The following is a 26,234-nucleotide window of genomic DNA, read 5'->3' as shown; positions in this document are numbered from 1 at the left end:
AGTAAACGCATGAACAACCAACGCCAAAATCCAAAAACATTCATCAATAAGAACCATCTGATCAATGGCGATAAGCTCAATCAGCTAGTTAATTACTTACTGAAGAATGATAAGGACATTCAAAAGATCGGGGCAACGGGTGCAGATCTAACCCATGTTCATGCTTATACCGACAAAGACGGCAATTTGTTGTATTTCAAGCCAAGATTTAAGGCCGCCAACGGTGATAAATGGATCAAGCCATGCTATGACAACGGCAATTTTTACCGTCTTGGCTTACCACAAGCAATCAAAGACAATTCGAGCAGACCCATTTACAACCTTCAAGACATTATTGCCACCAGCGCAGATAATACGCCCGTTTATATCGTTGAAGGTGAAAAATGCGCAGATATATTAAGCTATTTGGGCTTAACCGCCACCACAACAGGCGGGGCAACCAGCGCAAACAATTATGATTTATCACCCCTAGTTGGGCGCCAAGTTATTATTTGGGCTGATTATGATAATTCGGGCGATAAATGGCAAGGTGAAATGTGCGACATTATCACCGCCATAAATACCAATCAAGGGTGCTTTGGCGATATGGTGCAGATGATAGACCGCCACGCCATCACCCTAGCAGATGGCAACAGGCTAGGCAACCAACCACAGCACCAAGGCAATTACAAAGGCTTTGATTGTGTGGATTTAATCAAACAATACCATGAACAACAGTTATCCCGTGAAGAAATTTGCACCATGATCCAACATTTGCCAACAATCGCCCATCAGTCAAGCAACCAAAGCGACAATGACAGCTTGAGCGGTGAACTGATGCCACCACAATCAACCATCGAACCGCTGGCATACAACGGCAAACAAAAAGGCAATTTTGTTGTTTATGAAGACCACAACCGCCAAGGGATTGGCGCATGGTTTGGCTTATACTGGCTAAGCTATGGCAAAGATGCAGAATTAATTTATAATTTTATTTCTAGCCCCATTTATGTGCTTGGCGTTACTAGGGATAAATTTACCCAAAATTGGGGGCGGTTGCTTGAAATTGTGGATATTGACGGCAACCGCCACCAGTGGATCATGCCAATGGAAATGCTACAAGGTGATGGCGCTGAATATCGCAAAATATTAGCCAACAAAGGGGCTATTATTAGCAGTGATGGCGGTGCAAGAAGGCTATTAGATATTTATTTACAGACATACCCAACCAGTCACCGTTACACCAGTGTGGATAGTGTTGGCTGGCATTTCTCAAGCTATGTACTACCGCACAAAATATTTGGGGCTGATAAAATCGTTTTGCAAGGATTTGGCGATAGTCACGGATACAGCGAAAAAGGCGATTTACAAGATTGGCAAGGGCTTGTATCTTTGCCATGCGCCAATCATGACCGCTTGGCATTTGCCCTATGCGTTGCCTTTAGTGGGCAATTGCTGGATATTTTGCAAGCTGGATCAATGGGCTTTCACTTTGTGGGCTTGTCATCAATGGGTAAAAGCTTGTCTATGCAGTTGGCTTGTAGCGTTTGGGGTGATTTTAATGACTTTATGCGCACTTGGAAAGCAACGGGCAACGGCTTAGAAAGCGTTGCAAGTTTGCACAATGACAGCTTTTTATCACTTGATGAAATCAGTGAATGCAGTGATAAGCAAGTGGGCGATATTGTTTATATGCTTGGTAATGGACAAGGCAAAACCCGAATGGGCAAAGACGGGCAAAATAAAGACACCAAAAAATGGCGTATCGCCTATTTATCCACTGGCGAAAAAACCTTAAAGGAAATGTTGCATAGTGCTGGCGACCATGTAAAAGCAGGTCAAGAAATACGCTTAATCCATATCAATGCAGATGCTGGCAAAGGTTTGGGAATGTTTGACAGCTTGCACGATACAGACGCCCCAACACAAGCCCAACGGCTCAAATATAATGCACGGCTAAATTATGGGGTTGCAGGGGTTGAATGGATTAATTATTTAACCGACTATGACCACATGAATATCTATAAGGAACACCAAGAAACAACGGATTTAATGCTAGCTAATTATCCAAAGCTTAGCCCACAAAAAAGACGGGTATTTAATAACTTTGCAATAGTGGCGACCGCTGGCGAACTTGCCACCAATGCAGGCATCACGGGTTGGAAAAGTGGCACGGCTATCAATTCAGCTTTGGCTTGTTTTAATGATTGGCTTGCCACCTATGGCAGGGCTGACAACCTAGAAGAAAACGAGATTTTGCAAAAAATCATTGCATTTATTCAAGCCAACGAACACGGGGGGCGATTTATCCGATTGGATACAGACAGATCAGAAGACAAATTCAGCAATATTGTTGGCTATGTTGGCGGTTATGAAGGATTGTATTACTTCACTAGAGCGGGGCTTGAAGAAGTGGTTAGCCCGTATTCACTCAATCAAGCTTTGCACATCTTAAAAACCAAAGATTTGTTAAAAACCAACAGCGAAAAAGGCAAGGTTAGATATACGCTTAAATTAAACAGAAAAGGCATTAACGGCACCTTTTACGCCGTTCATGCCAAGGTGCTAGAGTATTTTTCAGATAATGAATAATTAGATCAAGCGCCAACCCCATGCGCCCGCCTTTGCTTTGTGCGCTTGGGTTTTTTTGTCTTATTTGGTGTGATATGTTGTGCGCCCTACCGCCTTTCATGTTATGGGTACTGGCGGTATTCTTGACTTTTGATTAATTGGATTTTATGATAGTTTTTAATATACATAAGGGGGTTAATAAATGTTGAATGCTATTATCAATGGCTTAATAACCGCTTTTTCAATCGCCATGCTTTTGCTATTTGGCTATATCATTTTTGCCATTATTTTACTTGCCTTGAATTTTTTGGGTGTAATTAGCTAAGCCAATCACCCATTATTAAAGGTGTTACCATGCTTAATTTTTTCCTTGAATTTTTAAAAGCGGTTGTTTGGGTTATTATCGTTATTATGGTGTTTCCTATTTTTGTTGTCATGTTGTGGCTTTGTTGGACTGCATTTACTATCCTATTTTCTTAAAATGCACAAATCACCGCCAAATTAGCAAAAAAAAAGAAATAGCATTAATCACCAAGAATTAAAAAAAATTTGGTTATATTTACTATATTTTCCAAATAATAATATTGATTTTTACTAGATATTCCCCATTATATGTGTTAAAATTAATCATACACATCAAGAAAACTCCTTAACTGGTTGGTAAAAAAAGAAAAGCCCAAATCTTTATGATTTGGGCTTTTCTGCGCTTAAGGATTAGGCGTGGCGCATGGTGTAGCAAATACCGCCAATCAGAAACATGGGGCAAGTGCAATTACAAGAATATGGCAACAGCCAAAATAATCATGGAAAACATCACAAAGACCACACAAGCCATTACAACAAGCGAACCGCCAAGCCCTAGGGGGCGACGGGGTAATGAATTAGATAGGCGCACTGCACGCTTGGCGTTACTTTTTTGTAGTTTGTCTAGCTCATCAAATGACTTCATTAGGTCATTATGTTGGCGTCTCATTTTATCAATATCTAAACTCATAGCGGTTGTTACTTTCTCATTGCCTTATCATAGAACATTAACAGGTATTATATTAAGGTTTCAAAATTTGATTTGGTGCGCTGGATAGATGGCTGTTAATGGATAATGGGCTGATTTGGTATGGCAACACCGCCCATTATGCCACCGCATGGCATGGGTTGGGTGCAATGGGTTGGCAACACCGCCCACCGCATAGCATGGGCAACGGCTCAACAATCAGCACCAAGCCAACACCAAAGGCAATACCGCCTATCATTGGGCGATGGATTAAGCGGTGATTTGGGGTGCTGGATAGATGGCCGTTAATGGATAATGGGCTATTTGGCGATGGCTCAAGGCTTGGCATAGGGCGATAAACAAATCAAGGGTAACACTGCCAACGGCTCAATCACCATCACCGCCTATCATGCCACCGCTTGGCGTGACAAACACCGCCTATCACTGCCAACACCGCCTATCATTGGGCGATGGCATCAATGCCAACAATCGCCCAACGGCTCAAGCAATGGCGATGGCTTAATCATCATCACCGCCTATCATTGGGCGATGGCATCAATGCCAACAATCAGCACCGCCAACGCTCAACAACTGCCAATCATACCACCGCTTGGCGTGGGTTGGGTGCAATGGTTTGGCGATGGCTCAATCACCAACACCGCCAACGGCTGATTTGGTGCATTTCAGCATAAATCATGGCAAATAAATCATTCTAGGCAAATTGGCGGTGTGGGTGTGCTGGATAAGCCAACCAACTGCCACCGCTTGGCGTGGGTGCATGGTTTGGCGATGGCTCAACAATCAGCACCAAGCCAACACTGCCAACGGCTGATTTGGCAATGGCTCAAGCATTGGCGCATGGGTTGGCTTGGTATGGGTGCAATGGTTTGGCAACACCGCCCACCGCATGGCGTGGGTGCAATAAACAAATCAAGGGCAACACTGCCAACGGCTCAACAACCGCCCGTTATGGGCAATGGCATCAATGCCAACAATTGCCAACGCTCAACGCCCAACAACTGCCAATCATGCCAACACCGCCTATCATGCCAACGCATGGCGTGGGTGCAATGGTTTGGCTTGGTATGGGTGCAATGGTTTGGCAACACCGCCCACCGCTTGGCATGGGGCAAGCATTATCACCGCCCATTATGGGGCGATGCCAACGGCTGATTTGGTGCATTTCAGCATAAATCATGGCAAATAAATCATTCTAGGCAAATTGGCGGTGTGGGTGTGCTGGATAAGCCAACCAATTGCCACCGCTTGGCGTGGGTAATGGCTTGGCATGGGTGCAATGGCTCAAGCATTGGCATGGGTTGGGTGCAATGGCTCAAGCATTGGCACCAAGCCAACACCGCCAACGGCTGATTTGGTGCGCTGGATAAGCCAACACCGCCAACGGCTGATTTGGTGTGCTGGATAAGCCAACCAATTGCCACCAATCGCCCAACGGCTTAAGGCTTGGCGTGGGTGCAATGAACAAATCAAGGGCAACACTGCCAATCATGGCAAACACCGCCCAATGGCTCAACAACTGCCTATCATGCCAACACCGCCCACCGCTTGGCGTGGGTGCAACGGCTCAAGGTATAGCATGGGTACAATGGTTTGGCATGGGGCGATAAACAAATCAAGGGCAATACTGCCAACGGCTTAATCACCATCACCGCCTATCATTCGGCAATGGCATCAATGCCAACAATCGCCCAATGGCTCAAGGCTTGGCGTGGCAACACCGCCCGTTATGCCACCGCTTGGCGTGGGCGCAATGAATAAATCAAGGGTAACACTGCCTATCATTGGTGCAATGCCACCGCTTGGCAACGGCTCAATCATCAGCACCGCCCATTATGGGGCGATGCCAACGGCTTAAGGTGTGGCATTGGCGCATGGGTTGGCATCACCGCCAACAACCGCCCAACGCTCAACAACTGCCAATCATACCACCGCATGGGTTGGCATGGGTGCAATGGCTCAATCATCAGCACCAAGCCAACACCGCCAACGGCTGATTTGGTGCATTTCAGCATAAATCATGGCAAATAAATCATTCTAGGCAAATTGGCGGTGTGGGTGTGCTGGATAAGCCAACCAATTGCCAACGCATGGCGTGGGTAATGGCTTGGCGTGGGTGCAATGGCTCAAGCATTGGCATGGGTTGGGTGCAATGGCTCAAGCGGTGATTCGGTGCGCTGGATAGATGGCCGTTAATGGATAATGGGATGATTTGGCAATGGCTCAATCATCAGCACCGCCCAACGGCTCAAGGCTTGGCGTGGCATCACCGCCCGTTATGCCACCGCTTGGCGTGGGGTAATACTTTGGCGTGGGTGCGATAGTTTGGCATGGGTGCAATGAATAAATCAAGGGTAATACCGCCCAATGGCTCAAGCATTGGCGCATGGGTTGGGGCAAGCGGTGATTTGGCAATGGCATCAGCTCAAGCGGTTATCATGCCAACGGCTCAACAACTGCCACCAATTGCCACCGCTTGGCGTGGCATCACCGCCCGTTATGCCACCGCTTGGCGTGGGGTAATACTTTGGCGTGGGTGCGATAGTTTGGCATTACCGCCAACGGCTCAAGGTTTGGCATGGCTTAAGGTGTGGCAAAGGCTCAAGCATTATCACCGCCCACCGCTTGGCATGGGGCAAGCATTATCACCGCCCATTATGGGGCGATGCCAACGGCTGATTTGGTGCATTTCAGCATAAATCATGGCAAATAAATCATTCTAGGCAAATTGGCGGTGTGGGTGTGCTGGATAAGCCAACCAATTGCCACCGCTTGGCGTGGGTAATGGCTTGGCATGGGTGCAATGGCTCAAGCATTGGCATGGGTTGGGTGCAATGGCTCAAGCATTGGCACCAAGCCAACACCGCCAACGGCTGATTTGGTGCGCTGGATAAGCCAACACCGCCAACGGCTGATTTGGTGTGCTGGATAAGCCAACCAATTGCCACCAATCGCCCAACGGCTTAAGGCTTGGCGTGGGTGCAATGAACAAATCAAGGGCAACACTGCCAATCATGGCAAACACCGCCCAATGGCTCAACAACTGCCTATCATGCCAACACCGCCCACCGCTTGGCGTGGGTGCAACGGCTCAAGGTATAGCATGGGTACAATGGTTTGGCATGGGGCGATAAACAAATCAAGGGCAATACTGCCAACGGCTTAATCACCATCACCGCCTATCATTCGGCAATGGCATCAATGCCAACAATCGCCCAATGGCTCAAGGCTTGGCGTGGCAACACCGCCCGTTATGCCACCGCTTGGCGTGGCAACACCGCCCGTTATGCCACCGCTTGGCGTGGGGTAATACTTTGGCATGGGTGCAATGGTTTGGCATGGGTGCAATGAATAAATCAAGGGTAATACTGCCTATCATGCCAACGCATGGCAACGGCTCAATCACCATCACCGCCCATTATGGGGCGATGCCAACGGCTTAAGGTGTGGCATTGGCGCATGGGTTGGCATCACCGCCAACAACCGCCCAACGCTCAACAACTGCCAATCATACCACCGCATGGCGTGGCATGGGTGCAACGGCTCAATCACCATCACCGCCTATTATGGGCGATGCCAACGGCTGATTTGGTGCATTTCAGCATAAATCATGGCAAATAAATCATTCTAGGCAAATTGGCGGTGTGGGTGCGCTGGATAAGCCAACCAATTGCCACCGCTTGGCGTGGGCGCAATGGCTCAATCATCAGCACCAAGCCAACACCAAAGGCAATACCGCCAACAATCGCCCAACGGCTCAAGGCTTGGCAACAGCTCAACAACTGCCACCAATTGCCAACGCATGGCATGGGTGCAATGGTTTGGCTTGGTATGGGTGCAATGGTTTGGCAACACCGCCCACCGCATAGCATGGGCAACGGCTCAACAATCAGCACCAAGCCAACACCAAAGGCAATACCGCCAACAATCGCCCAACGGCTCAAGGCATGGCGATGGCTTAATCACCATCACCGCCTATCATTGGGCGATGGCATCAATGCCAACAATCAGCACCGCCAACGGCTCAAGCGATGCCACCGCATGGCGTGGCATGGGTGCAATGGGTTGGCGTGGCTTAAGGCTTGGCATGGGTGCATGGTTTGGCATTACCGCCAACGGCTCAAGGTTTGGCATGGCTTAAGGTGTGGCAAAGGCTCAAGCATTATCACCGCCCAACGCATGGCATGGCATCAATCGCCCATCATGGCAACACCGCCTATCATTGGGCGATGCCAACGGCTGATTTGGTGCATTTCAGCATAAATCATGGCAAATAAATCATTCTAGGCAAATTGGCGGTGTGGGTGTGCTGGATAAGCCAACCAATTGCCACCGCTTGGCGTGGGTAATGGCTTGGCATGGGTGCAATGGCTCAAGCATTGGCATGGGTTGGGTGCAATGGCTCAAGCATTGGCACCAAGCCAACACCGCCAACGGCTGATTTGGTGCGCTGGATAAGCCAACCAATTGCCACCAATCGCCCAACGGCTTAAGGCTTGGCGTGGGCGCAATGGCTCAATCATCAGCACCAAGCCAACACCAAAGGCAATACCGCCAACAATCGCCCAACGGCTCAAGGTATAGCGATGGCTTAATCACCATCACCGCCTATCATTCGGCAATGGCATCAATGCCAACAATCGCCCAATGGCTCAAGGCTTGGCGTGGCAACACCGCCCGTTATGCCACCGCTTGGCGTGGGTAATACTTTGGCGTGGGTGCGATAGTTTGGCATGGGTGCAATGAATAAATCAAGGGTAATACTGCCAACGGCTCAACAACCGCCCGTTATGGGCAATGGCAATACTGCCAACAATTGCCCGTTATGGGCAATGGCATCAATGCCAACAATTGCCAACGCTCAACGCCCAACAACTGCCAATCATGCCAACACCGCCTATCATTGGGGCAATGGCACCGCATGGCGTGGGTAATACTTTGGCGATGGCATCAGCTCAAGCGGTTATCATGCCAACGGCTCAACAATCGCCCAACGGCTCAAGCGATGCCAACGGCTGATTTGGTGCGCTGGATAAGCCAACCAATTGCCACCGCTTGGCGTGGGCGCAATGGCTCAATCATCAGCACCAAGCCAACACCAAAGGCAATACCGCCAACAATCGCCCAACGGCTCAAGGCTTGGCAACAGCTCAACAACTGCCACCAATTGCCAACGCATGGCATGGGTGCAATGGTTTGGCTTGGTATGGGTGCAATGGTTTGGCTTGGTATGGGTGCAATGGTTTGGCAACACCGCCCACCGCATAGCATGGGCAACGGCTCAACAATCAGCACCAAGCCAACACCAAAGGCAATACCGCCAACAATCGCCCAACGGCTCAAGGCATGGCGATGGCTTAATCACCATCACCGCCTATCATTGGGCGATGGCATCAATGCCAACAATCAGCACCGCCAACGGCTCAAGCGATGCCACCGCATGGCGTGGCATGGGTGCAATGGGTTGGCGTGGCTTAAGGCTTGGCATGGGTGCATGGTTTGGCGTGGCTTAAGGCTTGGCATGGGTGCATGGTTTGGCGTGGCTTAAGGCTTGGCATGGGTGCATGGTTTGGCGTGGCTCAACAATCAGCACCAAGCCAACACTGCCCAACGCTCAACAACTGCCAATCATGCCACCGCTTGGCGTGGGTTGGGTGCAATGAATAAATCAAGGGTAATACTGCCAACGGCTCAACAATCAGCACCAAGCCAACACTGCCCAACGGCTCAAGGTTTGGCAACGGCTCAACAACTGCCACCAATTGCCACCGCTTGGCATGGGTGCAATGGTTTGGCATGGGTGCAATGAATAAATCAAGGGTAATACTGCCTATCATGCCAACGCATGGCAACGGCTCAATCACCATCACCGCCCATTATGGGGCGATGCCAACGGCTGATTTGGTGCATTTCAGCATAAATCATGGCAAATAAATCATTCTAGGCAAATTGGCGGTGTGGGTGTGCTGGATAAGCCAACCAACTGCCACCGCTTGGCGTGGGTGCATGGTTTGGCGATGGCTCAACAATCAGCACCAAGCCAACACTGCCAACGGCTGATTTGGCAATGGCTCAAGCATTGGCGCATGGGTTGGCTTGGTATGGGTGCAATGGTTTGGCAACACCGCCCACCGCATGGCGTGGGTGCAATAAACAAATCAAGGGCAACACTGCCAACGGCTCAACAACCGCCCGTTATGGGCAATGGCATCAATGCCAACAATTGCCAACGCTCAACGCCCAACAACTGCCAATCATGCCAACACCGCCTATCATGCCAACGCATGGCGTGGGTGCAATGGTTTGGCTTGGTATGGGTGCAATGGTTTGGCAACACCGCCCACCGCTTGGCATGGGGCAAGCATTATCACCGCCCATTATGGGGCGATGCCAACGGCTGATTTGGTGCATTTCAGCATAAATCATGGCAAATAAATCATTCTAGGCAAATTGGCGGTGTGGGTGTGCTGGATAAGCCAACCAATTGCCACCGCTTGGCGTGGGTAATGGCTTGGCATGGGTGCAATGGCTCAAGCATTGGCATGGGTTGGGTGCAATGGCTCAAGCATTGGCACCAAGCCAACACCGCCAACGGCTGATTTGGTGCGCTGGATAAGCCAACACCGCCAACGGCTGATTTGGTGTGCTGGATAAGCCAACCAATTGCCACCAATCGCCCAACGGCTTAAGGCTTGGCGTGGGTGCAATGAACAAATCAAGGGCAACACTGCCAATCATGGCAAACACCGCCCAATGGCTCAACAACTGCCTATCATGCCAACACCGCCCACCGCTTGGCGTGGGTGCAACGGCTCAAGGTATAGCATGGGTACAATGGTTTGGCATGGGGCGATAAACAAATCAAGGGCAATACTGCCAACGGCTTAATCACCATCACCGCCTATCATTGGGCAATGGCATCAATACCAACAATCGCCCAACGGCTCAAGGCATGGCGATGGCTTAATCACCATCACCGCCTATCATTGGGCGATGGCATCAATGCCAACAATCAGCACCGCCAACGGCTCAAGCGATGCCACCGCATGGCTTGGCATGGGTGCATGGTTTGGCGTGGCTTAAGGCTTGGCATGGGTGCATGGTTTGGCATTACCGCCAACGGCTCAAGGTTTGGCATGGCTTAAGGTGTGGCAAAGGCTCAAGCATTATCACCGCCCAACGCATGGCATGGCATCAATCGCCCATCATGGCAACACCGCCTATCATTGGGCGATGCCAACGGCTGATTTGGTGCATTTCAGCATAAATCATGGCAAATAAATCATTCTAGGCAAATTGGCGGTGTGGGTGTGCTGGATAAGCCAACCAATTGCCACCGCTTGGCGTGGGTAATGGCTTGGTATGGGTGCAATGGCTCAAGCATTGGCATGGGTTGGGTGCAATGGCTCAAGCATTGGCACCAAGCCAACACCGCCAACGGCTGATTTGGTGCGCTGGATAAGCCAACCAATTGCCACCAATCGCCCAACGGCTTAAGGCTTGGCGTGGGCGCAATGGCTCAATCATCAGCACCAAGCCAACACCAAAGGCAATACCGCCAACAATCGCCCAACGGCTCAAGGTATAGCGATGGCTTAATCACCATCACCGCCTATCATTGGGCAATGGCATCAATGCCAACAATCGCCCAATGGCTCAAGGCTTGGCGTGGCAACACCGCCCGTTATGCCACCGCTTGGCGTGGGTAATACTTTGGCGTGGGTGCGATAGTTTGGCATGGGTGCAATGAATAAATCAAGGGTAATACTGCCAACGGCTCAACAACCGCCCGTTATGGGCAATGGCATCAATGCCAACAATTGCCAACGCTCAACGCCCAACAACTGCCAATCATGCCAACACCGCCTATCATTGGGGCAATGGCACCGCATGGCGTGGGTAATACTTTGGCGATGGCATCAGCTCAAGCGGTTATCATGCCAACGGCTCAACAATCGCCCAACGGCTCAAGCGATGCCAACGGCTGATTTGGTGCGCTGGATAAGCCAACCAATTGCCACCGCTTGGCGTGGGCGCAATGGCTCAATCATCAGCACCAAGCCAACACCAAAGGCAATACCGCCAACAATCGCCCAACGGCTCAAGGCTTGGCAACAGCTCAACAACTGCCACCAATTGCCAACGCATGGCATGGGTGCAATGGTTTGGCTTGGTATGGGTGCAATGGTTTGGCAACACCGCCCACCGCATAGCATGGGCAACGGCTCAACAATCAGCACCAAGCCAACACCAAAGGCAATACCGCCAACAATCGCCCAACGGCTCAAGGCATGGCGATGGCTTAATCACCATCACCGCCTATCATTGGGCGATGGCATCAATGCCAACAATCAGCACCGCCAACGGCTCAAGCGATGCCACCGCATGGCGTGGCATGGGTGCAATGGGTTGGCGTGGCTTAAGGCTTGGCATGGGTGCATGGTTTGGCGTGGCTTAAGGCTTGGCATGGGTGCATGGTTTGGCGTGGCTTAAGGCTTGGCATGGGTGCATGGTTTGGCGTGGCTCAACAATCAGCACCAAGCCAACACTGCCCAACGCTCAACAACTGCCAATCATGCCACCGCTTGGCGTGGGTTGGGTGCAATGAATAAATCAAGGGTAATACTGCCAACGGCTCAACAATCAGCACCAAGCCAACACTGCCCAACGGCTCAAGGTTTGGCAACGGCTCAACAACTGCCACCAATTGCCACCGCTTGGCATGGGTGCAATGGTTTGGCATGGGTGCAATGAATAAATCAAGGGTAATACTGCCTATCATGCCAACGCATGGCAACGGCTCAACAATCAGCACCAAGCCAACACTGCCCAACGCTCAACAACTGCCACCGCTTGGCGTGGGTGCAATGGCTTAAGCGGTGATTTGGTGCGCTGGATAGATGGCCGTTAATGGATAAGGGGCTGATTTGGCATGGTAACACCGCCCATTATGCCACCGCATGGCGTGGGGTAATAGCATCAATCGCCTATCATTGGGGCAATGCCAACGGCTGATTTGGTGCATTTCAGCATAAATCATGGCAAATAAATCATTCTAGGCAAATTGGCGGTGTGGGTGTGCTGGATAGGCCAACCAATTGCCAACGGCTGATTTGGTGCAATGGTTTGGCATGGGTGCAATGAACAAATCAAGGGTAATACCGCCCAACGGCTTAAGCAATGGCGATGGCTTAATCACCATCATCGCCTATCATTGGTGCAACGGCATTAATGTCAACAATCGCCCGTTATGGGCAATGGCATCAATGCCACTGCCTATCATGGCAACACCGCCAACGGCTTAAGGTGTGGCGTGGGTGCATGGATAGATCAAGGGTAAGTATTGATAATGGCTAATGCTTAGGCGTTAGCCATCAAGTAGCTTGTCAAGGTACTCAAACAATGCGTCATCTACAATTTCTTTATCACTTTCAGAAATACCAAGTAATTCACGCACGGGGTACTTTACGGGGATTTTTCGTTCACCAACTGGGGTTGTTAGTCCAAACTGGTGAATGTTTGCAACATAGCCAACAAGCCCAACATAACCAATAGAAATGCTATTTTTAGGGTATGTAATGCGCATATGCTTGGCTTGCTTAATCTTTGCAAACATTTTCTTTACCCTACCTTTTTTATTGCGAAGTCCTTTTTTATTATAAACATCTTCTCGCAATGGCTTTCTTGGTCGTCTAGGCTCATAGGGTGAGCCGTCCACATTCTCTTGCCTTGTGATACGCTTTCTTTGTTCGGTGCGTAGTTTGGTGGCGATCTTCCTTTTTGCTCTTGCTAATTGCTTTTCATCAAGTCCAGCAAGTATGCGTTGTAAATGTTCGGGTAAATAATCGAGACTGGTTTTCATTTCTTACCTTAAATTTAAAAATGTATCATGAAATTTATTGATACATTCTAAATTAAAAATCTTGATTGCAAGATATTATTTGTTGTAGAATTAAATTATACAACAAATACCCACCACGCCTACCATAAACCAACTGTTTTATTATTATTTTATAAAAATAATAATAAACAATCCAAAATATTCAATTTTTATAAAAAATAAAATTTCAACAAATTTCCTAGGAAACGCCTAGGTAGGGCGATGCCGGGGGCCCCCCCGCACCTCCTGCCCGCTTTTTTTGTCGCAATTTCATTGCATTATTGGGCTATTGCGCCTATTTTCTCTAATTTGGTTTAAAATCCCTTAACTATTGGGGCTTTGAGTAAGAAAAAGGGCGGTAAAAAGGATAAATAGCGGTATTGCAAATCATTGCATAGTTTGCAAATGGGAAAATCTCAATATATTTATATTATTATTTATTATTATCTTTTTTTATTCCCACTATTATTCCCACTATTTTTCCATCATTCCCACTATTATTCCCACCGCTATTCATCTATAAACTACTGTTTTTTATAGATATTTATCAAAAATTCCCACAATTCCCACCATTTTTGTATTATTTGCCAAAAAAATCGCTTTTTTAAGGGGTAAAAAAATCCCCAAAGTTTGTTACTCTTTGGGGATCGGTTAATTGGGGCTTATGGTTTGGGTGTTATGCTATCAATCCAATCGCTATAATAGTTCATCAATTCAAAACGATCATGGAGATATTGCGCCTTGTTATAAACGCCTTTTACGCCTTGTTTTTTGTGGGATAACTGAAAATGTATAATTCTTTCATCAAATTTAATACCATTTTCCCCAGTGTATTCATTTAGTTTTGTTGTGGCAATATGTCGAAAGCCGTGTAAAGTCTGTTCCCCTTTATAGCCCATCTTGTCTATGTATTTTCTAAATCTTTGCAATGTGCAAGGTTTATTTATATCGTCACGGCTTGGAAACAGAAAAGGACTAGCCCCAGTAATCCCCTTTAGCTCAAGCAATAAACGAATTACGCCATCAGCCAAAGGGATAACAAGTGGGCGGTCTTTTTTCATGCGGTGCGCTGGTATTTCCCAAACCTTTTTTTCAAAATCAAATTCAGCCCAAGGCGCATTACAAAGCATAGATGGGCGCACAAATACCCTAGATAAAAGCTTAAAAAATATTCTGATTATATCAAAGGGGAGTTGTTCAATTTCCCCCAAAAGGGCGGGCAATTCATACTCTGACAAATGCGCCATATTTTCTTTTTCTCTATGTGTTTCTAGTTGCTTATGCAGGTTTCTAATGGGGTTGCTGGTTGCCAATTCCATTGTAATCGCATAATCATAGATGCTTTGGCAATGCCTACGGGTTCTTTCTGCTGTTTCAATTATATTTTTATTGGCTGAATTTTTCTTTTGGGCAATGGCTCTAAATAGCTCTAACCATTCTTGCGGTCTAATGCGTGCAATTTGGCGATCACCCATGACAGGGAAAACATGATTCACCAGTTGCCCCATGTTTCTTTGTTTGGTACCATCTGACCAACCTTTATAATTTGATTCTTCTTCAAACCATTTTAAGGCAACTTCTTTAAACCGCTTATTCATTTTGGCTTTTTTGGCGTTGTTTGTGCCATCATGCAAGCTTTGCATAAATTCGTAGGCTTTTGCCCTTGCTAATTTACCCTTTACTGCGGGATACGATCCAAGCCCTGCATTTTTCCATTTTGCTGTGTCGGGGTCTTTGTATCTGATGCGCCATGTTTTATTGCCGTTGGCGGTAACTCTAAGATATAAGCCACCGCCCAAAACTTTACTATCTAAAATATCGTCTGATTGTAAATGCGGTGGGCATTTTAGGGCTGAAATGACGGTATCTGCCAATGGCTTTTTTTTGATTTCTTTTTTGTACATTTATTTCGCCTTGTACCTTTCAGGATTATCCAAAAAAATAAACTTGTACCTAAAAAAACTTAAACTTGTACCTTTTGAGCTTGAAAACTTAACGACTTAATTTTTCATTGCGTGCTACAATAAAAAAATTTGTACCTTTTAAAATGTAAACTCTAAAAGGAACAAGAAAAGGTACAAGAACCATTCTATTATAATTGTTTTAAATTGTACATATTTAAACAAGAAAAAGCCCCCAAACCTTTGAGTTTAGGGGCTTTTTTGTTTTGTTTTTTCAAAATTGTGTTAATTTAAATAGTTATATGGTGGAGATGGCGGGAGTTGAACCCGCGTCCGCCAGCACTACGCCCATAGCTCTACATGTTTAGAATCTGTCTATGGCTTTAATCCGCACCGAACCGACAGTCAGGATGGATTGGACGATTTGCTGAGAGTTTCGCTCAAGTCATCACAACGCTAACTTGGGCTATCCTTTGTGCGTTCGCTTCGGGGAGAGTGACCAGACCAAAGGCAATCTGCACCGTCCCAAGCTGCCCTTAGGCTGCTAGAGCGTAAGTTTCGTCGTTTGCGACTATTTTAAATGTATGTTGATTTACAAGAGTCACACGCTCTTGACATGCACTATTGAGTTTCATTACCAGCGTCGAAGCCAGAACATCCCCAATGTTGATTTTTGATTATATCAGATTTGAGTGCGTCGTTCAATCGTTATAATCAGGCATTTTGGCTGGGCTGCCGTTTTTGTCGATGAAATACACTTGATTGCCTTCGACCACATAGGCCGCACCCTTGACAAAATCCGACGCATCGTCAAATTTAAAATCAATCACAAGCTCACCGGTTTTATCGATATAGCCGTATTTGTGCAGCTCAACGCCATCGCCATCAGTTTCGCCTGATTTTTTAGTGACGACCGCCAAGCCTTCAGAAAAATCCTTCGCCGAATCAAACTCAGGCTTGATCACCATTTTGCCATCGGTATTGATGTAGCCAAATTTCTTGCCCGATTTGACAACGACCAAACCATCTTCGAACCAGTTGCCCGTGATTTCATAGTTTGGCTTGATGATAACTTTACCAGTTCTATCAATAAAACCGTATTTGCCATTGCTCTCAATTTTGGCTCGACCTTCCCAGAAGCTCCACGCATCTTTGTACTGTGGCTTAATTTTAATTTTACCAGTTTTATCAATAAAGCCATACTGCTCGCCTTGCTTGATCAGCGCCAAACCATCGCTAAACGGATAAGCTTCTTGATATACTGCAGGAATCACAAGCTTGCCTTGGGCATTGACATAGCCGTATTTATCGCCTTTTTGTACCGCAGCCAAGCCTTCGCTATAGCCACAATCAGGCTGAATGGTGACAAAACTTGTCTCATCAGGCAGGCTCGTCTCAGCACAAGCAGGCGTATCCATGGTATCAAAGCCAAAGCTTGCCAGCGTGTTATCATTTGCCAAAGCAGACACACTCATCATCAAGCTTGCGACCAAGACAGCTGCGCGAAACGATGCTAAAGTTTTCATAATTATCTCAATAATTCCAAAAATTTGCGCTAAATTTTGGCACAAAATCCATCAAATTACCAGTGCTGGCGGTAAAGATTTCGTATGGCTTTGGTGGCAAATCTTAACGCAAGTTTGCACAAGTGATGAACCTATCAATGAAACTGCCATCAGCTGAGTGTCTCAATGATCGCCGCTTTTAATACTGCCAATTTATCATCATCAAGACGCTGACCATTTTTATCGCTCAAATAAAACATATCTTCAGCGCGCTCGCCAAGCGTGGTAATGCGTGCGCCATGCACTTCAAGTCCCAATCGACTGAACACCGCGCCGACTTTGGCAAGCAGCGATGGACGGTCTTTGGTAATCAGGTGCATCTGATGATGACCTTGGTGCGCCAAAGCGGTCGCGGCGGTGAACTGCACCTGCGTCGGCACAGTAAAGTGCTTAAGCTTGGTATTAAAGCCATAAGTGCTTGGCGGTACATGGCAGCCGCCTTGGCGCAGCCCTTGTTTTAGGCGGCTGATGATCTCATCGGCGTGCTTGGGATTGCCAAGAATATCGGTCTGATGTGCATTGGCGACGCGGTCGATGACCACATAAGAATCCAGTGCCACCGTCTTATCTGCAATGGTCGCAGTCAAAATATTGGCATCGAGCACTGATAAACCCAACTGATCAAGCACGCACACGGTTGTGGCGAACAGATTGTCGTGATCAGGCGCACAGATCAAGAGCTGAATACCACCAAGGCTCAAATCACTGTGCGCGCGCAACGCCACAATCGGCTCGCCATTGGCAAGTTTGTCTTGTGCTTTTAAAATCTCTGCCGACTGCCACGCGATGTCGAAGTGCTTTTGTTTTAAGAAATATTCTTCGCCAAAATTCGCCCACAGCTGATCCAATTGTTCGCGCTCAATGGTTGGTAAAATATCACAGGCTTTATTTTTGCGATTTTCGATCACCACATCTTTATCAGTCACATGACTGCCAAGGCTATGCACGCGGTGCACCGAGATGTACAGCTGCTTGAGTAGAGCTGCACGCCATGTGTTCCACAGCTGCGAATTGGTGGCATTCATGTCGGCGACGGTCAGCACATATAAGTGATTGAGCCGCGTGATACTGCCGGTAAATTCAGCAAAATTGGCGATGACTTCAGGGTCTGAGATGTCTTGTTTTTGAGCGGTCAAGGACATGGTCAGATGCTCAAGCACAAGCCACTGCACAAGCTTTGCGTCAGCTTCACTCATACCATGACCGATGCAAAATTCATATGCATCGACCGCGCCAAGCTTAGAATGATCGCCGCCGCGACCTTTGGCGATGTCATGGAAAATCGCAGCCAGTACCAAAATGTCTTTGCGGACGATTTTTTGATACACTTCACTGACCAAGCCAAAATCATCGGCGCGCACCTCATCACCAAAGCGGTGCAAAATCCGCACAAGCAGCAAAGTATGCGCATCGACCGTGTAGCGATGGAACAAATCGTACTGCATCAAGCCCATGATTTTGCCAAAGGCAGGCAGATAATTGCCCAACACACCAAATCGCTTCATCAAGCGCAGACGGTGAAACAGATAATTGCTTTCTTGTAAATTTGCCAAAAACAGTGCTTGATGTTCAGGCTTACCGCGGTATTCATCATCAATCACAGGACTTGCCAAATAAATGGCGCGCAAGGTGCTGGCAGTAATTTGCTTAATGCCACGCTGCCCCATAAGTAAAAATACCTTAAGCAAATTGGCAGGATTATCGGTGAAAACATCAGCATGAGTGATGGCGATTTTATCCACCGATGTCGGCATACTGTCATGAATATCGCAGCTGCCATCGCTGTCCATCTGCTCACGCACGATACAAAAATCATTATCGATCGGCGTGATTGTCACCACGGGCTTCAGATAATTTTCATAAAAATAACTGCACAGCATCTCAGAGATCGCCGCCACGCGCATGGCATGGCGATAATACAGACGCATCATCGCTTCAAGCGCGGTGGTGACATCGCTGTGCGTGGTATTACTGCTTTGCAGATAATAGCCCATGCGCTGAGCGATGGTTTTTTGGTGGTCAAACAGCAAGCGATCTTCGTGGCGCGCGGTTTGCATATGCAGATGATGGCGAATGCACCATAAGAATTTCTGTGCATTTTGTAAAATGGTAAATTCAGCAGGACTAATAAATCCTGTCGCTGTCAAACTGTGCAAATCATGCTCGCGCCCAAAATAAAATCGACCAAGCCAAGTGATCATGTGCAAATCACGCAAGCCACCTGGTGCGGTTTTGATGTTTGGCTCAAGATTGTATTCAGTGGCATTGTGCGACAGATACCGCTCTTTGGACTCCGCCATCTTGGCATCAAAATAGGCTTTGGCGCTCCATGCCGTCTTTACCGCTTGATAAGGAAAATCCGCCAGTGTGTCATTGCCTGCCAATAAGCGCGCTTCAAGTAGTGCACTTGCGATAGTCTGATCACTGACGGCAACCTTAGTATCATCAAGGCTGCGTACCGAGATCGCAGGCGTGACGCCAATGTCCCAAAGCTTAGCAACAAAAGCTTCCACCGTCGATTTGGCTTGGGCGACATCATCGCCGATCAGCAAAATATCAATGTCCGATGCAGGCAAAAGCTCACCGCGTCCATAGCCACCGACAGCAAACAGCGCAAAATCATCAGTAAAATCAAACACATTAAAAATCTTCGCCAAAATCGTATCGACAGCCAGCGTGCGAATCGTGATCAGATCAGCGATGTATTCTGCCGCATCGACGCCATAAGCGATCATTTGCTTGTCAATGGCGGTATTGACAGCATCAAGCCAGTGCTTGACAAGCGCACCATCAAAATCGCGTGTGCTGATGACAGGTGGCGGCGCGATGGACAAATGCAAAGCTTGGCAGCGTGTGGCGAGCAGTTGGGCAGATGAAGTTGACATGATTTTCCTTAATTTTACTTGACAAATTCTTTTAAAATTTACAGATTATTTTAACCGTAAAAAAAGGGCATACGAACAAGCGCACGCCCTTTTGATCGACCAAGATGCTTGATCCATCAGCTGTTTAAGAAGCTCAAATCTTCTTCAGGGCGCGCAGTGGTGACGATACAGCCGTCATCGGTGACGATCAGCGTATGCTCCCACTGTGCTGATAGCTTGCGGTCTTTGGTGATCGCTGTCCAGCCATCTTTCATCACTTTGGTCTGCCACACGCCTTGGTTGATCATCGGTTCGATGGTGAACGCCATGCCAGTTTTTAGCTCAACGCCTGTACCTGCTTTGCCGTAGTGTAGCACTTGCGGCTCAGCATGGAAAGTCTCGCCGATGCCATGACCGCAAAATTCGCGGACGATGCTAAAGCGCTCAGGCTCAACGACTTTTTGGATCGCAGCACCGATATCGCCAAGTCTTGCGCCGTTTTTCACCACTTTCATGCCAGCGTACAGCGCTTCTTGGGCAACGCGACAAATGCGCTCAGCCATCACCGAACCTTGACCGACGATCCACATTTTGGATGTATCACCATAAAATCCATCTTTAATCACTGTGATGTCAATATTAATAATATCGCCATCTTTCAGTAGGCGTTCGTGGTCAGGAATGCCATGACAGACCACATGGTTGATGCTGGTGCAGATGGATTTTGGGAAGCCATTGTAGTTCAGCGGTGCAGGGATTGCGCCGTGATCTAGAATATATTCATGGGCGATGTCGTTCAATGCGCCTGTGCTGACGCCTTCTTTGATATATTCATCAAGCATAATCAGCACATCGGCGGCAAGCTTGCCCGCGACTTGCATTTTTGCGATTTGCTCAGCATTTAAAATAGGGATATTTTTACTCATAAGGGTACAATAAAAAAATGGATATGAAATTTCACATCCATTGTACCGTAAAAGCGGGATTTTCACAAATGACTGAGAAATTTTTGTTTTGCGCTTGCTTTTCTTAACACTTAAACAAACCATCAGCATCCTCCGCTCATGGTTTGTTTATAACAAGCTTTATTCTGACAGCACGCACACCGTCTCTGGAGTGCGTTCCATGATGATCTTGCCATGCCGCACGCTTAGTAATGCCTTGGATTGATTTGCCAAAGCTTCATAATCATTCTTGGCATCCAAGATGATAAAATTGGCTGGCTTGTCAATCTCCACACCGTACTGGTCAAGTACATTGAGCGTCTTGGCGCCATTGATTGAGATAAAATCTAAGCATCTTGACAGGTCTTGATAGCCTAACATATGACAAATATGCAACCCAGCATCCAAAATACGCATGATGTTACCATTGCCCATCGGATACCACGGATCTCGGATTGAATCTTGGGCAAAGCAAATATTCATACCTGCAGCATCGATCTCTGGCACGCGTGTCAGCCCGCGACGCTTTGGATAAGTGTCATACCGACCTTGCAGATGGATACTTTCGGTTGGGCAGCTGATAAAGTTGATTTTTGATTCTTTTAGCAAACGAAATAGCTTAAAGCAATACGCATTATCATAAGACCCCATCGCTGTCGTATGACTTGCCGTGGTGCGCTCGCCCATACCGCGCTGCAGTACTTCATCAGCCAGCACTTCTAAGAAACGCGAGTTCGGATCATCAGTTTCATCACAATGCACATCGATTAACTTGTCATATTTTTCTGCCAAAGTTACCAAATACTTGACCGATTCCACCCCTTTATCACGCGTATATTCAAAGTGTGGAATACCGCCCACCACATCCGCGCCCATCTGTACCGCCCGCTCTAACAAGGCGCGACCATTGGCAAAAGACTCAATCCCCTCTTGTGGAAAAGCAACGATCTGAATATCCATCAAATCTTTTACCTCATCCTTAATCTCAAGCAGTGCCTGCATCCCGATCATATTAGGATCTGTGGTATCGGCATGCGTTCTGACATATTGAATTCCGTGACTGGCAAGCATCTGCACCGCTTCTCGCGCTCGTCTTTTGGTATCTTGGATTTGATCGGTTTGTGATTTTTGCACCCATGCTTTGCGCTGACCCCAACGCTCAATCCCCTCAAACAAAGTCCCTGTCATATTCCATTCTGGTTCGCCTGCCGTCAAGACATAATCCAGATGAATGTGCGGCTCAACAAATGGCGCCATCAAAAGATTCTGCTTAGCATCGATGATTTGCTCATTATCAACTGTATGGATTAATCCTTCTTGTAGGCTGATGGCGCTGAATTTGCCCTGAACGCATTCGATGGTGAATAACCCAGTGCGGCCGCGCAATCTTGCATTGATAACTTTCATGACATACTCCTTTTAATATTTAATTAAGATTTGACCAAAGTCATTGATGATTTTTGACCTTTGTGCATCAGTTGCTGGACTTTGACCCCTGCTCCATACACCACCACCGCTGTTACGATACCGACAATCGGCGCAAACCACGGGCTGGTATAAGCCACTGCCGAGCCGACCACATACGCACCCAAACCCAGATAATTAAAATTCGGCAACTTGCTCCATAATTCTGGATACTGACCACGATGCTTAATCCAAAAGTCCGCCATAATCACACCGCCAATCGGTGGCATAAAAGTCCCAAGTAGTACCAAAAACGGAATCAGCATCTCATACATACCACCAACGGCCAAGATAATACCCACGATCGCTGCAGCGAAAGTCATCAGCTTGTGTCGATCTGAGCGCACAAGATGGCACGCAGCTGCCGAGACATTATAAATAGTTGGTCCTTGGATGGTGGCAAGATTCAGACACAGCATCAGTACAGCAGCGATTGATAAACCTTGCAAGATCAATACCTCAACAATATCCGCCTGCTGATAAGCGATCGCCATCCATGCTCCTGCCAGCACCATCGCACCATTACCAATCATAAAACTCACCAAACAAATCCAAATCGCCGATCTGCCACTTTTGGCGGTGCGTGTCCAGTTGGTGATCTGCGTTGCACCTGAAGCAAAAGTACCAAAAACAATGGTCAGTGCTTGTGCGATGGTCAATTTCTCAGTCGGCTCAGCGGTTAGCAGTCCTTGTAAGCCACCAACATCTTTGGTTGCGGTCACCACCGACAGCAACAAAATCACGCCCATCACTGGGATGGATAATTTCGCCAAAGTCGCCAAGCCTTTTGAGCCGATAATCGCCGTCACTGCGAACCCAAGTCCAAATATAACCATCAAAGGAATGGTAAGCGCCTCGGATAAGTTCAGTAATTTTACCAGTGAAATCGCAATGGTTGCCGTACCCCATGCATACCAACCAAGCTCAGCAAAGCCAAGCACCATGTCTGATAACTTTGAACCAATATTCCCAAAACAAAACCGCCCCATCAGTACAGTGTTCAGACCGCTTTTGGCAGAGATATATCCCAAAGTCGCTGCATAACTGGCTAATAAAAAGTTGCCAAGTACCGCGATCCACAAGATATCCACAAAGCTGAACGCAACACCAATCTTACTGCCAGCGAACATCGTGCCTGTAAAAAATGTAAACCCAAAAATCACCAAAGTAATTGGCAAAAATCCTTTTCGGCTGGACTTAGGTGTTTTACTCAGCCAACTTTCATCATGTTCAACCGCAGACATTATGCATACTCCAAATAATTATGACAAGATTACATAGTCAAAATATCATGAAATGATCAATTTTTTTTAGCGCAAAATTCATCTCTCAAACCATGAATAAGATTATAAATACTTATATTTACTGAGTAAAATGGTTATTTTTTGTCAATGATTTTTAATTTATCAGTTTTTATTGTTATATAATTAGTTTATCATATTTATAATTATCATTGTTTTATCTGATTTTATGATAAATATAATTTGTTAATTAAAATATTCCCACTTTGATCCAAACGCGATAATTGTCGTGTAAAAACTATACAAAATAGCACTCTCATCCATTGCTCTTTTTTACAATCCCACCCACCACCTTATGCTATACTAAAGACTTTTATCGATACCAAATCTCCCATGACTCACCTAAGCGACTGGGTGCTACTGATGATGGATAAGCTTGGCTTATTCGGTGTGGCACTGATGATGTTTTTGGAAAATGTTTTTCCGCCCATTCCTTCTGAGCTGATCATGCCTGCTGCTGGCTTTGCGGCGGCGATGGGTCGTATGGAGCTGTGGCTTGTGATTGCTGCAGGGACGGCAGGCTCGGTGATTGGCGCGCTGCCTTTATATTATTTAGGTACTTTGCTTGATGAGCAGCGACTGTTTGCCTTGACGGACAAATACGGCAAATACCTGCTGCTGACGCGCGATGACATCATCAAAGCCCAAAGCTGGTTTGACCGATATGGCAATTCGGTGATTTTCTTTGGACGGATGATTCCTGCCATTCGCTCGCTGATCTCGATTCCTGCAGGCATGGCGCGGATGCCGATGTTGCCGTTTTTGCTACTAACTACGCTAGGCTCAGCCATTTGGTCGGCGCTGCTTGCTTATGCAGGCTTTGTGCTTGGGGCCAATTACCAAAAAGTCGCCGATTATATCGCACCCATCAGCAGTGCGGTTGGCTGGATTGTCGGCGTGGCTTTGCTGTTTATTATTCTTATTCGCTTGAAAAAATTTTTAAAAAATTAACTCATGACAACATCCCTACCCCGCCCAAAAATCGTCTTTTTTGACATCGATGACACTTTATACATTAAAGATGAAAACCGCGTACCATCGAGCATCGCGTCTGCACTGACCGCGCTCAAAGACACAGGCACGCTCGTTGCCATCGCATCAGGTCGCTCAATCGGCGTGATTCCGCCTGTGGTGAAAGATTTGATTGATAACATTGGCATCGATTTATTGCTCACCATCAATGGTGGCTATAATCTATATCAAGGCAAGCCATTTCTAGATTTTCCCTTATGCCGTGAAAAGGTCGAGAGCATCACTGCCAAGCTTGCTGCCGATGGCATTGGCTATGCTTGCATGACGCATGACACCATCTTTGCGATGAGTAATACCGATGAGCTGCGCACCGCATTGGCATCTCTACATATTCCGTATCAGTTCATTGACCGAGATCAGTTTGACTTTGGACAGTCTGTGTATCAGATTTTGGCTTTTTATGCTGAAGGGACTTACACACCCACCCTACCGCCAAATACCAAAACCGTGCGCTGGCATGAATGCGCGGTGGATATTCTTGATCAAGATGGCTCAAAAGCGCGCGCCATCCGTGCCGTCCTGGATAAGCTTGGTATCGATCCACAAGACAGCTGTGCCTTTGGCGATGGACTAAATGACATCGAAATGCTGAAGCTTGTCGGTACGGCGATCGCCATGGGCAATGCACACGAGCAGCTCAAAGCACACGCTGACATCATCTGCGCGCGCCATGATGAAGATGGCATTGCCAAGATTTTGGCTCAATTGGGCTGGATCGCGCCTGCCTGAGAATAAGCTTGGGTGTAGATTTAGAAAATCACCACAAATCTTCACGGTTTTTTCAAATAATCTGATTATAATGAAACAACCGTGCAGGATTTTTCTAAATTTTAAATCACAAACATTGAAAACGCCCAAATAACCACACACAAATACCTATGTCAAAATTCTTATTTTCCACCATCTTTACCGCGCTGGTCTTGACAGGCTGTGCAAGCATACCGCACTATCCGATCGATACCACGCACCGTGCCATCGGACAGTCTGAACGCATTGAGTTCATTATCCTGCACTACACCGCCGAAGATAACGATGGTTCATTGGAGGTGCTGACCCAAGGCGAAGTCAGCAGCCACTATCTGATTCCTGATGGCGATGATGATAAGATCTATCAGCTGGTTGATGATAATAAACGCGCATGGCACGCAGGTCGCAGCAGCTTTCGTGGCAAAAGCGCGCTCAATGACACATCACTTGGCATCGAAATCGTCAGCGATGGCATTAAAGGCAAATACAGCAACTACCGCCCGTATGAAGGCTTTGTGGATTTTCAGCCCAAGCAAATCGCCAAAGCCGCCCAGCTCATCAGTATGCTAAGCAGCAAATACGCCATCGATCCGACGCATATCTTGGGGCATTCAGACATCGCGCCTAATCGCAAAATCGACCCTGGTGCGAAGTTTCCATGGGAATATCTGTATCGCACGCATGGCATCGGCGCGTGGTATGATGATGCGGACAAGGCAGAGTTTTTGACAGCGATCACGCACAGCGCGATTAATTTTAATAATCCTGCCACCATCACCGAGATCAAAGCTGAGCTACAACGCTACGGCTACACGGTGAATGACACAGCAGAATGGGACAGAGCTAGCCAAAATGTCATCTACGCCTTTCAGCTGCACTTTCGCCCACGCCTGCCGACAGGAGTGATGGACGCTGAGACTTATGCGATTTTACAAGCCTTGAACAAAAAATACCGCCCCCTAAAGCAATAAAACAAC

General features: G+C 47.2%; 46 protein-coding genes and 1 other RNA gene. 38 read left to right on the top strand and 9 right to left on the bottom strand.

Annotated elements, in window-relative coordinates; translation table 11 throughout:
- Positions 1–9 precede the first annotated feature (9 nt).
- A complete protein-coding gene (locus tag NKU06_RS06650) occupies positions 10–2,571 on the top strand; it encodes a DUF927 domain-containing protein (RefSeq protein ID WP_254729585.1) in 2,562 nt (853 codons plus the stop codon).
- A gap of 751 nt (positions 2,572–3,322) precedes the next feature.
- On the opposite strand, the gene NKU06_RS06645 is transcribed toward NKU06_RS06650, so the two are convergent.
- Complete coding sequence (locus NKU06_RS06645) at positions 3,323–3,544, bottom strand: hypothetical protein (RefSeq protein WP_254729584.1); 222 nt, start codon at positions 3,542–3,544, stop codon at positions 3,323–3,325.
- Positions 3,545–3,664: 120 nt separating this feature from the next.
- Between NKU06_RS06645 and NKU06_RS06640 the strand changes: the two genes are divergently transcribed.
- The 34 genes from NKU06_RS06640 (at position 3,665) to NKU06_RS06515 (ending at position 12,864) form a co-directional block, all read left to right on the top strand.
- A complete protein-coding gene (locus NKU06_RS06640; protein ID WP_254729582.1) occupies positions 3,665–3,850 on the top strand; it encodes a hypothetical protein in 186 nt (61 codons plus the stop codon).
- 170 nt (positions 3,851–4,020) lie between these two features.
- Positions 4,021–4,233, top strand: a complete 213-nt coding sequence (locus NKU06_RS06635) for a hypothetical protein (protein ID WP_254729580.1) — start codon at positions 4,021–4,023, stop codon at positions 4,231–4,233.
- 43 nt (positions 4,234–4,276) lie between these two features.
- On the top strand, positions 4,277–4,714 hold the full coding sequence (locus NKU06_RS06630) for a hypothetical protein (RefSeq protein WP_254729578.1): 438 nt from the start codon (positions 4,277–4,279) through the stop codon (positions 4,712–4,714).
- Positions 4,715–4,777: 63 nt separating this feature from the next.
- On the top strand, positions 4,778–4,912 hold the full coding sequence (locus tag NKU06_RS11585) for a hypothetical protein (protein ID WP_256521228.1): 135 nt from the start codon (positions 4,778–4,780) through the stop codon (positions 4,910–4,912).
- A 44-nt stretch (positions 4,913–4,956) separates the two neighbouring features.
- A complete protein-coding gene (locus tag NKU06_RS06625; RefSeq protein ID WP_254729571.1) occupies positions 4,957–5,169 on the top strand; it encodes a hypothetical protein in 213 nt (70 codons plus the stop codon).
- Entirely contained in the window at positions 5,153–5,320 is a 168-nt protein-coding gene (locus NKU06_RS06620) for a hypothetical protein (protein ID WP_254729576.1), read from the top strand. The genes NKU06_RS06625 and NKU06_RS06620 overlap by 17 nt, the downstream gene beginning before the upstream one ends.
- Positions 5,321–5,420: 100 nt before the next feature.
- Entirely contained in the window at positions 5,421–5,576 is a 156-nt protein-coding gene (locus NKU06_RS06615; RefSeq protein WP_254729575.1) for a hypothetical protein, read from the top strand.
- A gap of 322 nt (positions 5,577–5,898) precedes the next feature.
- The gene (locus NKU06_RS06610; RefSeq protein ID WP_254729573.1) at positions 5,899–6,258 is read left to right on the top strand and encodes a hypothetical protein; all 360 of its coding nucleotides are present in this window, start codon (positions 5,899–5,901) and stop codon (positions 6,256–6,258) included.
- Positions 6,259–6,301: 43 nt separating this feature from the next.
- Complete coding sequence (locus NKU06_RS11580) at positions 6,302–6,436, top strand: hypothetical protein (protein ID WP_256521228.1); 135 nt, start codon at positions 6,302–6,304, stop codon at positions 6,434–6,436.
- A gap of 44 nt (positions 6,437–6,480) precedes the next feature.
- Positions 6,481–6,693: a hypothetical protein gene (locus NKU06_RS06605; protein ID WP_254729571.1), complete on the top strand. Its 213-nt coding sequence runs from the start codon at positions 6,481–6,483 to the stop codon at positions 6,691–6,693.
- Positions 6,677–6,910 (top strand): hypothetical protein, encoded by a 234-nt coding sequence (locus NKU06_RS06600; RefSeq protein ID WP_254729569.1) that lies wholly within the window; start codon positions 6,677–6,679, stop codon positions 6,908–6,910. The genes NKU06_RS06605 and NKU06_RS06600 overlap by 17 nt, the downstream gene beginning before the upstream one ends.
- 95 nt (positions 6,911–7,005) lie before the next feature.
- Positions 7,006–7,146: a hypothetical protein gene (locus NKU06_RS06595; RefSeq protein WP_254729567.1), complete on the top strand. Its 141-nt coding sequence runs from the start codon at positions 7,006–7,008 to the stop codon at positions 7,144–7,146.
- A gap of 107 nt (positions 7,147–7,253) precedes the next feature.
- Positions 7,254–7,700, top strand: a complete 447-nt coding sequence (locus NKU06_RS06590) for a hypothetical protein (protein ID WP_254729565.1) — start codon at positions 7,254–7,256, stop codon at positions 7,698–7,700.
- Positions 7,660–7,836 (top strand): hypothetical protein, encoded by a 177-nt coding sequence (locus NKU06_RS06585; protein ID WP_254729563.1) that lies wholly within the window; start codon positions 7,660–7,662, stop codon positions 7,834–7,836. The genes NKU06_RS06590 and NKU06_RS06585 overlap by 41 nt, the downstream gene beginning before the upstream one ends.
- Positions 7,837–7,865: 29 nt before the next feature.
- On the top strand, positions 7,866–8,000 hold the full coding sequence (locus NKU06_RS11575) for a hypothetical protein (protein ID WP_256521228.1): 135 nt from the start codon (positions 7,866–7,868) through the stop codon (positions 7,998–8,000).
- 69 nt (positions 8,001–8,069) lie between these two features.
- Complete coding sequence (locus tag NKU06_RS06580; RefSeq protein WP_254729561.1) at positions 8,070–8,264, top strand: hypothetical protein; 195 nt, start codon at positions 8,070–8,072, stop codon at positions 8,262–8,264.
- Between the two features lie 37 nt (positions 8,265–8,301).
- Positions 8,302–8,493 carry a hypothetical protein gene (locus NKU06_RS06575; protein WP_254729559.1) on the top strand — a complete coding sequence of 64 codons (192 nt, stop codon included), beginning with the start codon at positions 8,302–8,304 and terminating at the stop codon, positions 8,491–8,493.
- A gap of 135 nt (positions 8,494–8,628) precedes the next feature.
- Positions 8,629–9,072, top strand: a complete 444-nt coding sequence (locus NKU06_RS06570; RefSeq protein ID WP_254729613.1) for a hypothetical protein — start codon at positions 8,629–8,631, stop codon at positions 9,070–9,072.
- Positions 9,059–9,226: a hypothetical protein gene (locus tag NKU06_RS06565; protein ID WP_254769542.1), complete on the top strand. Its 168-nt coding sequence runs from the start codon at positions 9,059–9,061 to the stop codon at positions 9,224–9,226. Before NKU06_RS06570 ends, NKU06_RS06565 begins: the two co-directional genes overlap by 14 nt.
- On the top strand, positions 9,219–9,368 hold the full coding sequence (locus tag NKU06_RS06560) for a hypothetical protein (RefSeq protein WP_254729555.1): 150 nt from the start codon (positions 9,219–9,221) through the stop codon (positions 9,366–9,368). The genes NKU06_RS06565 and NKU06_RS06560 overlap by 8 nt, the downstream gene beginning before the upstream one ends.
- Positions 9,365–9,493: a hypothetical protein gene (locus NKU06_RS11570; protein ID WP_256521229.1), complete on the top strand. Its 129-nt coding sequence runs from the start codon at positions 9,365–9,367 to the stop codon at positions 9,491–9,493. Before NKU06_RS06560 ends, NKU06_RS11570 begins: the two co-directional genes overlap by 4 nt.
- Before the next feature lie 29 nt (positions 9,494–9,522).
- Positions 9,523–9,960 (top strand): hypothetical protein, encoded by a 438-nt coding sequence (locus NKU06_RS06555; protein ID WP_254729578.1) that lies wholly within the window; start codon positions 9,523–9,525, stop codon positions 9,958–9,960.
- 63 nt (positions 9,961–10,023) lie between these two features.
- Positions 10,024–10,158: a hypothetical protein gene (locus NKU06_RS11565; RefSeq protein WP_256521228.1), complete on the top strand. Its 135-nt coding sequence runs from the start codon at positions 10,024–10,026 to the stop codon at positions 10,156–10,158.
- Between the two features lie 44 nt (positions 10,159–10,202).
- Entirely contained in the window at positions 10,203–10,415 is a 213-nt protein-coding gene (locus NKU06_RS06550) for a hypothetical protein (protein WP_254729571.1), read from the top strand.
- The gene (locus NKU06_RS06545; RefSeq protein ID WP_254769545.1) at positions 10,399–10,704 is read left to right on the top strand and encodes a hypothetical protein; all 306 of its coding nucleotides are present in this window, start codon (positions 10,399–10,401) and stop codon (positions 10,702–10,704) included. Before NKU06_RS06550 ends, NKU06_RS06545 begins: the two co-directional genes overlap by 17 nt.
- The gene (locus NKU06_RS06540) at positions 10,664–10,840 is read left to right on the top strand and encodes a hypothetical protein (RefSeq protein ID WP_254729563.1); all 177 of its coding nucleotides are present in this window, start codon (positions 10,664–10,666) and stop codon (positions 10,838–10,840) included. Before NKU06_RS06545 ends, NKU06_RS06540 begins: the two co-directional genes overlap by 41 nt.
- A 29-nt stretch (positions 10,841–10,869) precedes the next feature.
- Positions 10,870–11,004 (top strand): hypothetical protein, encoded by a 135-nt coding sequence (locus NKU06_RS11560; protein WP_256521227.1) that lies wholly within the window; start codon positions 10,870–10,872, stop codon positions 11,002–11,004.
- A 69-nt stretch (positions 11,005–11,073) separates the two neighbouring features.
- Positions 11,074–11,268, top strand: coding sequence for a hypothetical protein (locus tag NKU06_RS06535; RefSeq protein ID WP_254769544.1), 195 nt, complete (start codon positions 11,074–11,076; stop codon positions 11,266–11,268).
- Positions 11,269–11,412: 144 nt separating this feature from the next.
- On the top strand, positions 11,413–11,547 hold the full coding sequence (locus tag NKU06_RS11555; RefSeq protein ID WP_256521226.1) for a hypothetical protein: 135 nt from the start codon (positions 11,413–11,415) through the stop codon (positions 11,545–11,547).
- A 50-nt stretch (positions 11,548–11,597) separates the two neighbouring features.
- Positions 11,598–12,017 (top strand): hypothetical protein, encoded by a 420-nt coding sequence (locus NKU06_RS06530; RefSeq protein ID WP_254769543.1) that lies wholly within the window; start codon positions 11,598–11,600, stop codon positions 12,015–12,017.
- The gene (locus NKU06_RS06525) at positions 12,004–12,171 is read left to right on the top strand and encodes a hypothetical protein (protein ID WP_254769542.1); all 168 of its coding nucleotides are present in this window, start codon (positions 12,004–12,006) and stop codon (positions 12,169–12,171) included. Before NKU06_RS06530 ends, NKU06_RS06525 begins: the two co-directional genes overlap by 14 nt.
- Entirely contained in the window at positions 12,164–12,313 is a 150-nt protein-coding gene (locus tag NKU06_RS06520) for a hypothetical protein (RefSeq protein WP_254729555.1), read from the top strand. Before NKU06_RS06525 ends, NKU06_RS06520 begins: the two co-directional genes overlap by 8 nt.
- Positions 12,310–12,435: a hypothetical protein gene (locus NKU06_RS11550; RefSeq protein ID WP_256521224.1), complete on the top strand. Its 126-nt coding sequence runs from the start codon at positions 12,310–12,312 to the stop codon at positions 12,433–12,435. The genes NKU06_RS06520 and NKU06_RS11550 overlap by 4 nt, the downstream gene beginning before the upstream one ends.
- Before the next feature lie 222 nt (positions 12,436–12,657).
- A complete protein-coding gene (locus tag NKU06_RS06515; protein WP_254729544.1) occupies positions 12,658–12,864 on the top strand; it encodes a hypothetical protein in 207 nt (68 codons plus the stop codon).
- Between the two features lie 62 nt (positions 12,865–12,926).
- Here the strand turns inward: NKU06_RS06515 and NKU06_RS06510 are convergent, their stop codons facing one another.
- The 8 genes from NKU06_RS06510 to codB form a co-directional block, all read right to left on the bottom strand.
- The gene (locus NKU06_RS06510) at positions 12,927–13,421 is read right to left on the bottom strand and encodes a phage virion morphogenesis protein (RefSeq protein ID WP_254729542.1); all 495 of its coding nucleotides are present in this window, start codon (positions 13,419–13,421) and stop codon (positions 12,927–12,929) included.
- A gap of 680 nt (positions 13,422–14,101) precedes the next feature.
- Positions 14,102–15,343: an integrase arm-type DNA-binding domain-containing protein gene (locus NKU06_RS06505; protein WP_254729540.1), complete on the bottom strand. Its 1,242-nt coding sequence runs from the start codon at positions 15,341–15,343 to the stop codon at positions 14,102–14,104.
- Positions 15,344–15,643: 300 nt separating this feature from the next.
- Positions 15,644–16,002, bottom strand: a transfer-messenger RNA (tmRNA) gene (ssrA, locus tag NKU06_RS06500).
- A gap of 39 nt (positions 16,003–16,041) precedes the next feature.
- Entirely contained in the window at positions 16,042–16,866 is an 825-nt protein-coding gene (locus NKU06_RS06495) for a WG repeat-containing protein (protein ID WP_254729538.1), read from the bottom strand.
- A 149-nt stretch (positions 16,867–17,015) separates the two neighbouring features.
- A complete protein-coding gene (gene glnD, locus NKU06_RS06490) occupies positions 17,016–19,790 on the bottom strand; it encodes a [protein-PII] uridylyltransferase (protein WP_254729536.1) in 2,775 nt (924 codons plus the stop codon).
- Between the two features lie 116 nt (positions 19,791–19,906).
- Positions 19,907–20,695 (bottom strand): type I methionyl aminopeptidase, encoded by a 789-nt coding sequence (map, locus tag NKU06_RS06485; RefSeq protein WP_253223048.1) that lies wholly within the window; start codon positions 20,693–20,695, stop codon positions 19,907–19,909.
- 159 nt (positions 20,696–20,854) lie between these two features.
- Positions 20,855–22,120: a cytosine deaminase gene (gene codA, locus NKU06_RS06480; RefSeq protein WP_254729534.1), complete on the bottom strand. Its 1,266-nt coding sequence runs from the start codon at positions 22,118–22,120 to the stop codon at positions 20,855–20,857.
- A 23-nt stretch (positions 22,121–22,143) separates the two neighbouring features.
- Complete coding sequence (gene codB / locus NKU06_RS06475; RefSeq protein ID WP_253223046.1) at positions 22,144–23,421, bottom strand: cytosine permease; 1,278 nt, start codon at positions 23,419–23,421, stop codon at positions 22,144–22,146.
- A 390-nt stretch (positions 23,422–23,811) separates the two neighbouring features.
- Here codB and NKU06_RS06470 point away from each other — a divergent pair, with 390 nt between their 5' ends.
- The 3 genes from NKU06_RS06470 (at position 23,812) to NKU06_RS06460 (ending at position 26,228) form a co-directional block, all read left to right on the top strand.
- A complete protein-coding gene (locus tag NKU06_RS06470) occupies positions 23,812–24,429 on the top strand; it encodes a DedA family protein (protein ID WP_254729532.1) in 618 nt (205 codons plus the stop codon).
- A 3-nt stretch (positions 24,430–24,432) separates the two neighbouring features.
- Positions 24,433–25,239, top strand: a complete 807-nt coding sequence (locus tag NKU06_RS06465) for a Cof-type HAD-IIB family hydrolase (RefSeq protein ID WP_254729530.1) — start codon at positions 24,433–24,435, stop codon at positions 25,237–25,239.
- 149 nt (positions 25,240–25,388) lie between these two features.
- A complete protein-coding gene (locus tag NKU06_RS06460) occupies positions 25,389–26,228 on the top strand; it encodes an N-acetylmuramoyl-L-alanine amidase (RefSeq protein ID WP_253223043.1) in 840 nt (279 codons plus the stop codon).
- Positions 26,229–26,234: the final 6 nt, after the last annotated feature.

The sequence above is a fragment of the Moraxella sp. FZLJ2109 genome (genome assembly GCF_024296965.1).
Classification (GTDB): Bacteria; Pseudomonadota; Gammaproteobacteria; order Pseudomonadales; family Moraxellaceae; genus Moraxella.
Note: the sequence above shows the minus strand (reverse complement) of the source record. Positions and strands in the feature narration are given on the sequence as shown.

What these genes read in the sequence shown, in the direction of transcription:
- NKU06_RS06530 (WP_254769543.1), top strand. Translation starts at nt 11,598, where the DNA reads ATGGCTCAATCATCAGCACCAAGCCAACACCAAAGGCAATACCGCCAA.
- glnD (WP_254729536.1), bottom strand. Translation starts at nt 19,790, where the DNA reads ATGTCAACTTCATCTGCCCAACTGCTCGCCACACGCTGCCAAGCTTTG.
- NKU06_RS06510 (WP_254729542.1), bottom strand. Translation starts at nt 13,421, where the DNA reads ATGAAAACCAGTCTCGATTATTTACCCGAACATTTACAACGCATACTT.
- NKU06_RS06535 (WP_254769544.1), top strand. Translation starts at nt 11,074, where the DNA reads ATGGCTCAATCATCAGCACCAAGCCAACACCAAAGGCAATACCGCCAA.
- NKU06_RS06645 (WP_254729584.1), bottom strand. Translation starts at nt 3,544, where the DNA reads ATGAGTTTAGATATTGATAAAATGAGACGCCAACATAATGACCTAATG.
- codB (WP_253223046.1), bottom strand. Translation starts at nt 23,421, where the DNA reads ATGTCTGCGGTTGAACATGATGAAAGTTGGCTGAGTAAAACACCTAAG.
- NKU06_RS06505 (WP_254729540.1), bottom strand. Translation starts at nt 15,343, where the DNA reads ATGTACAAAAAAGAAATCAAAAAAAAGCCATTGGCAGATACCGTCATT.
- NKU06_RS11570 (WP_256521229.1), top strand. Translation starts at nt 9,365, where the DNA reads ATGAATAAATCAAGGGTAATACTGCCTATCATGCCAACGCATGGCAAC.
- NKU06_RS06460 (WP_253223043.1), top strand. Translation starts at nt 25,389, where the DNA reads ATGTCAAAATTCTTATTTTCCACCATCTTTACCGCGCTGGTCTTGACA.
- NKU06_RS11555 (WP_256521226.1), top strand. Translation starts at nt 11,413, where the DNA reads ATGCCAACACCGCCTATCATTGGGGCAATGGCACCGCATGGCGTGGGT.
- NKU06_RS06560 (WP_254729555.1), top strand. Translation starts at nt 9,219, where the DNA reads ATGAATAAATCAAGGGTAATACTGCCAACGGCTCAACAATCAGCACCA.
- codA (WP_254729534.1), bottom strand. Translation starts at nt 22,120, where the DNA reads ATGAAAGTTATCAATGCAAGATTGCGCGGCCGCACTGGGTTATTCACC.
- NKU06_RS06470 (WP_254729532.1), top strand. Translation starts at nt 23,812, where the DNA reads ATGACTCACCTAAGCGACTGGGTGCTACTGATGATGGATAAGCTTGGC.
- NKU06_RS06610 (WP_254729573.1), top strand. Translation starts at nt 5,899, where the DNA reads ATGAATAAATCAAGGGTAATACCGCCCAATGGCTCAAGCATTGGCGCA.
- NKU06_RS06650 (WP_254729585.1), top strand. Translation starts at nt 10, where the DNA reads ATGAACAACCAACGCCAAAATCCAAAAACATTCATCAATAAGAACCAT.
- NKU06_RS06580 (WP_254729561.1), top strand. Translation starts at nt 8,070, where the DNA reads ATGGCTCAATCATCAGCACCAAGCCAACACCAAAGGCAATACCGCCAA.
- NKU06_RS06640 (WP_254729582.1), top strand. Translation starts at nt 3,665, where the DNA reads ATGGCAACACCGCCCATTATGCCACCGCATGGCATGGGTTGGGTGCAA.
- NKU06_RS06495 (WP_254729538.1), bottom strand. Translation starts at nt 16,866, where the DNA reads ATGAAAACTTTAGCATCGTTTCGCGCAGCTGTCTTGGTCGCAAGCTTG.
- NKU06_RS06575 (WP_254729559.1), top strand. Translation starts at nt 8,302, where the DNA reads ATGAATAAATCAAGGGTAATACTGCCAACGGCTCAACAACCGCCCGTT.
- NKU06_RS06570 (WP_254729613.1), top strand. Translation starts at nt 8,629, where the DNA reads ATGGCTCAATCATCAGCACCAAGCCAACACCAAAGGCAATACCGCCAA.
- NKU06_RS06520 (WP_254729555.1), top strand. Translation starts at nt 12,164, where the DNA reads ATGAATAAATCAAGGGTAATACTGCCAACGGCTCAACAATCAGCACCA.
- map (WP_253223048.1), bottom strand. Translation starts at nt 20,695, where the DNA reads ATGAGTAAAAATATCCCTATTTTAAATGCTGAGCAAATCGCAAAAATG.
- NKU06_RS06590 (WP_254729565.1), top strand. Translation starts at nt 7,254, where the DNA reads ATGGCTCAATCATCAGCACCAAGCCAACACCAAAGGCAATACCGCCAA.
- NKU06_RS11550 (WP_256521224.1), top strand. Translation starts at nt 12,310, where the DNA reads ATGAATAAATCAAGGGTAATACTGCCTATCATGCCAACGCATGGCAAC.
- NKU06_RS06465 (WP_254729530.1), top strand. Translation starts at nt 24,433, where the DNA reads ATGACAACATCCCTACCCCGCCCAAAAATCGTCTTTTTTGACATCGAT.
- NKU06_RS06635 (WP_254729580.1), top strand. Translation starts at nt 4,021, where the DNA reads ATGCCAACAATCGCCCAACGGCTCAAGCAATGGCGATGGCTTAATCAT.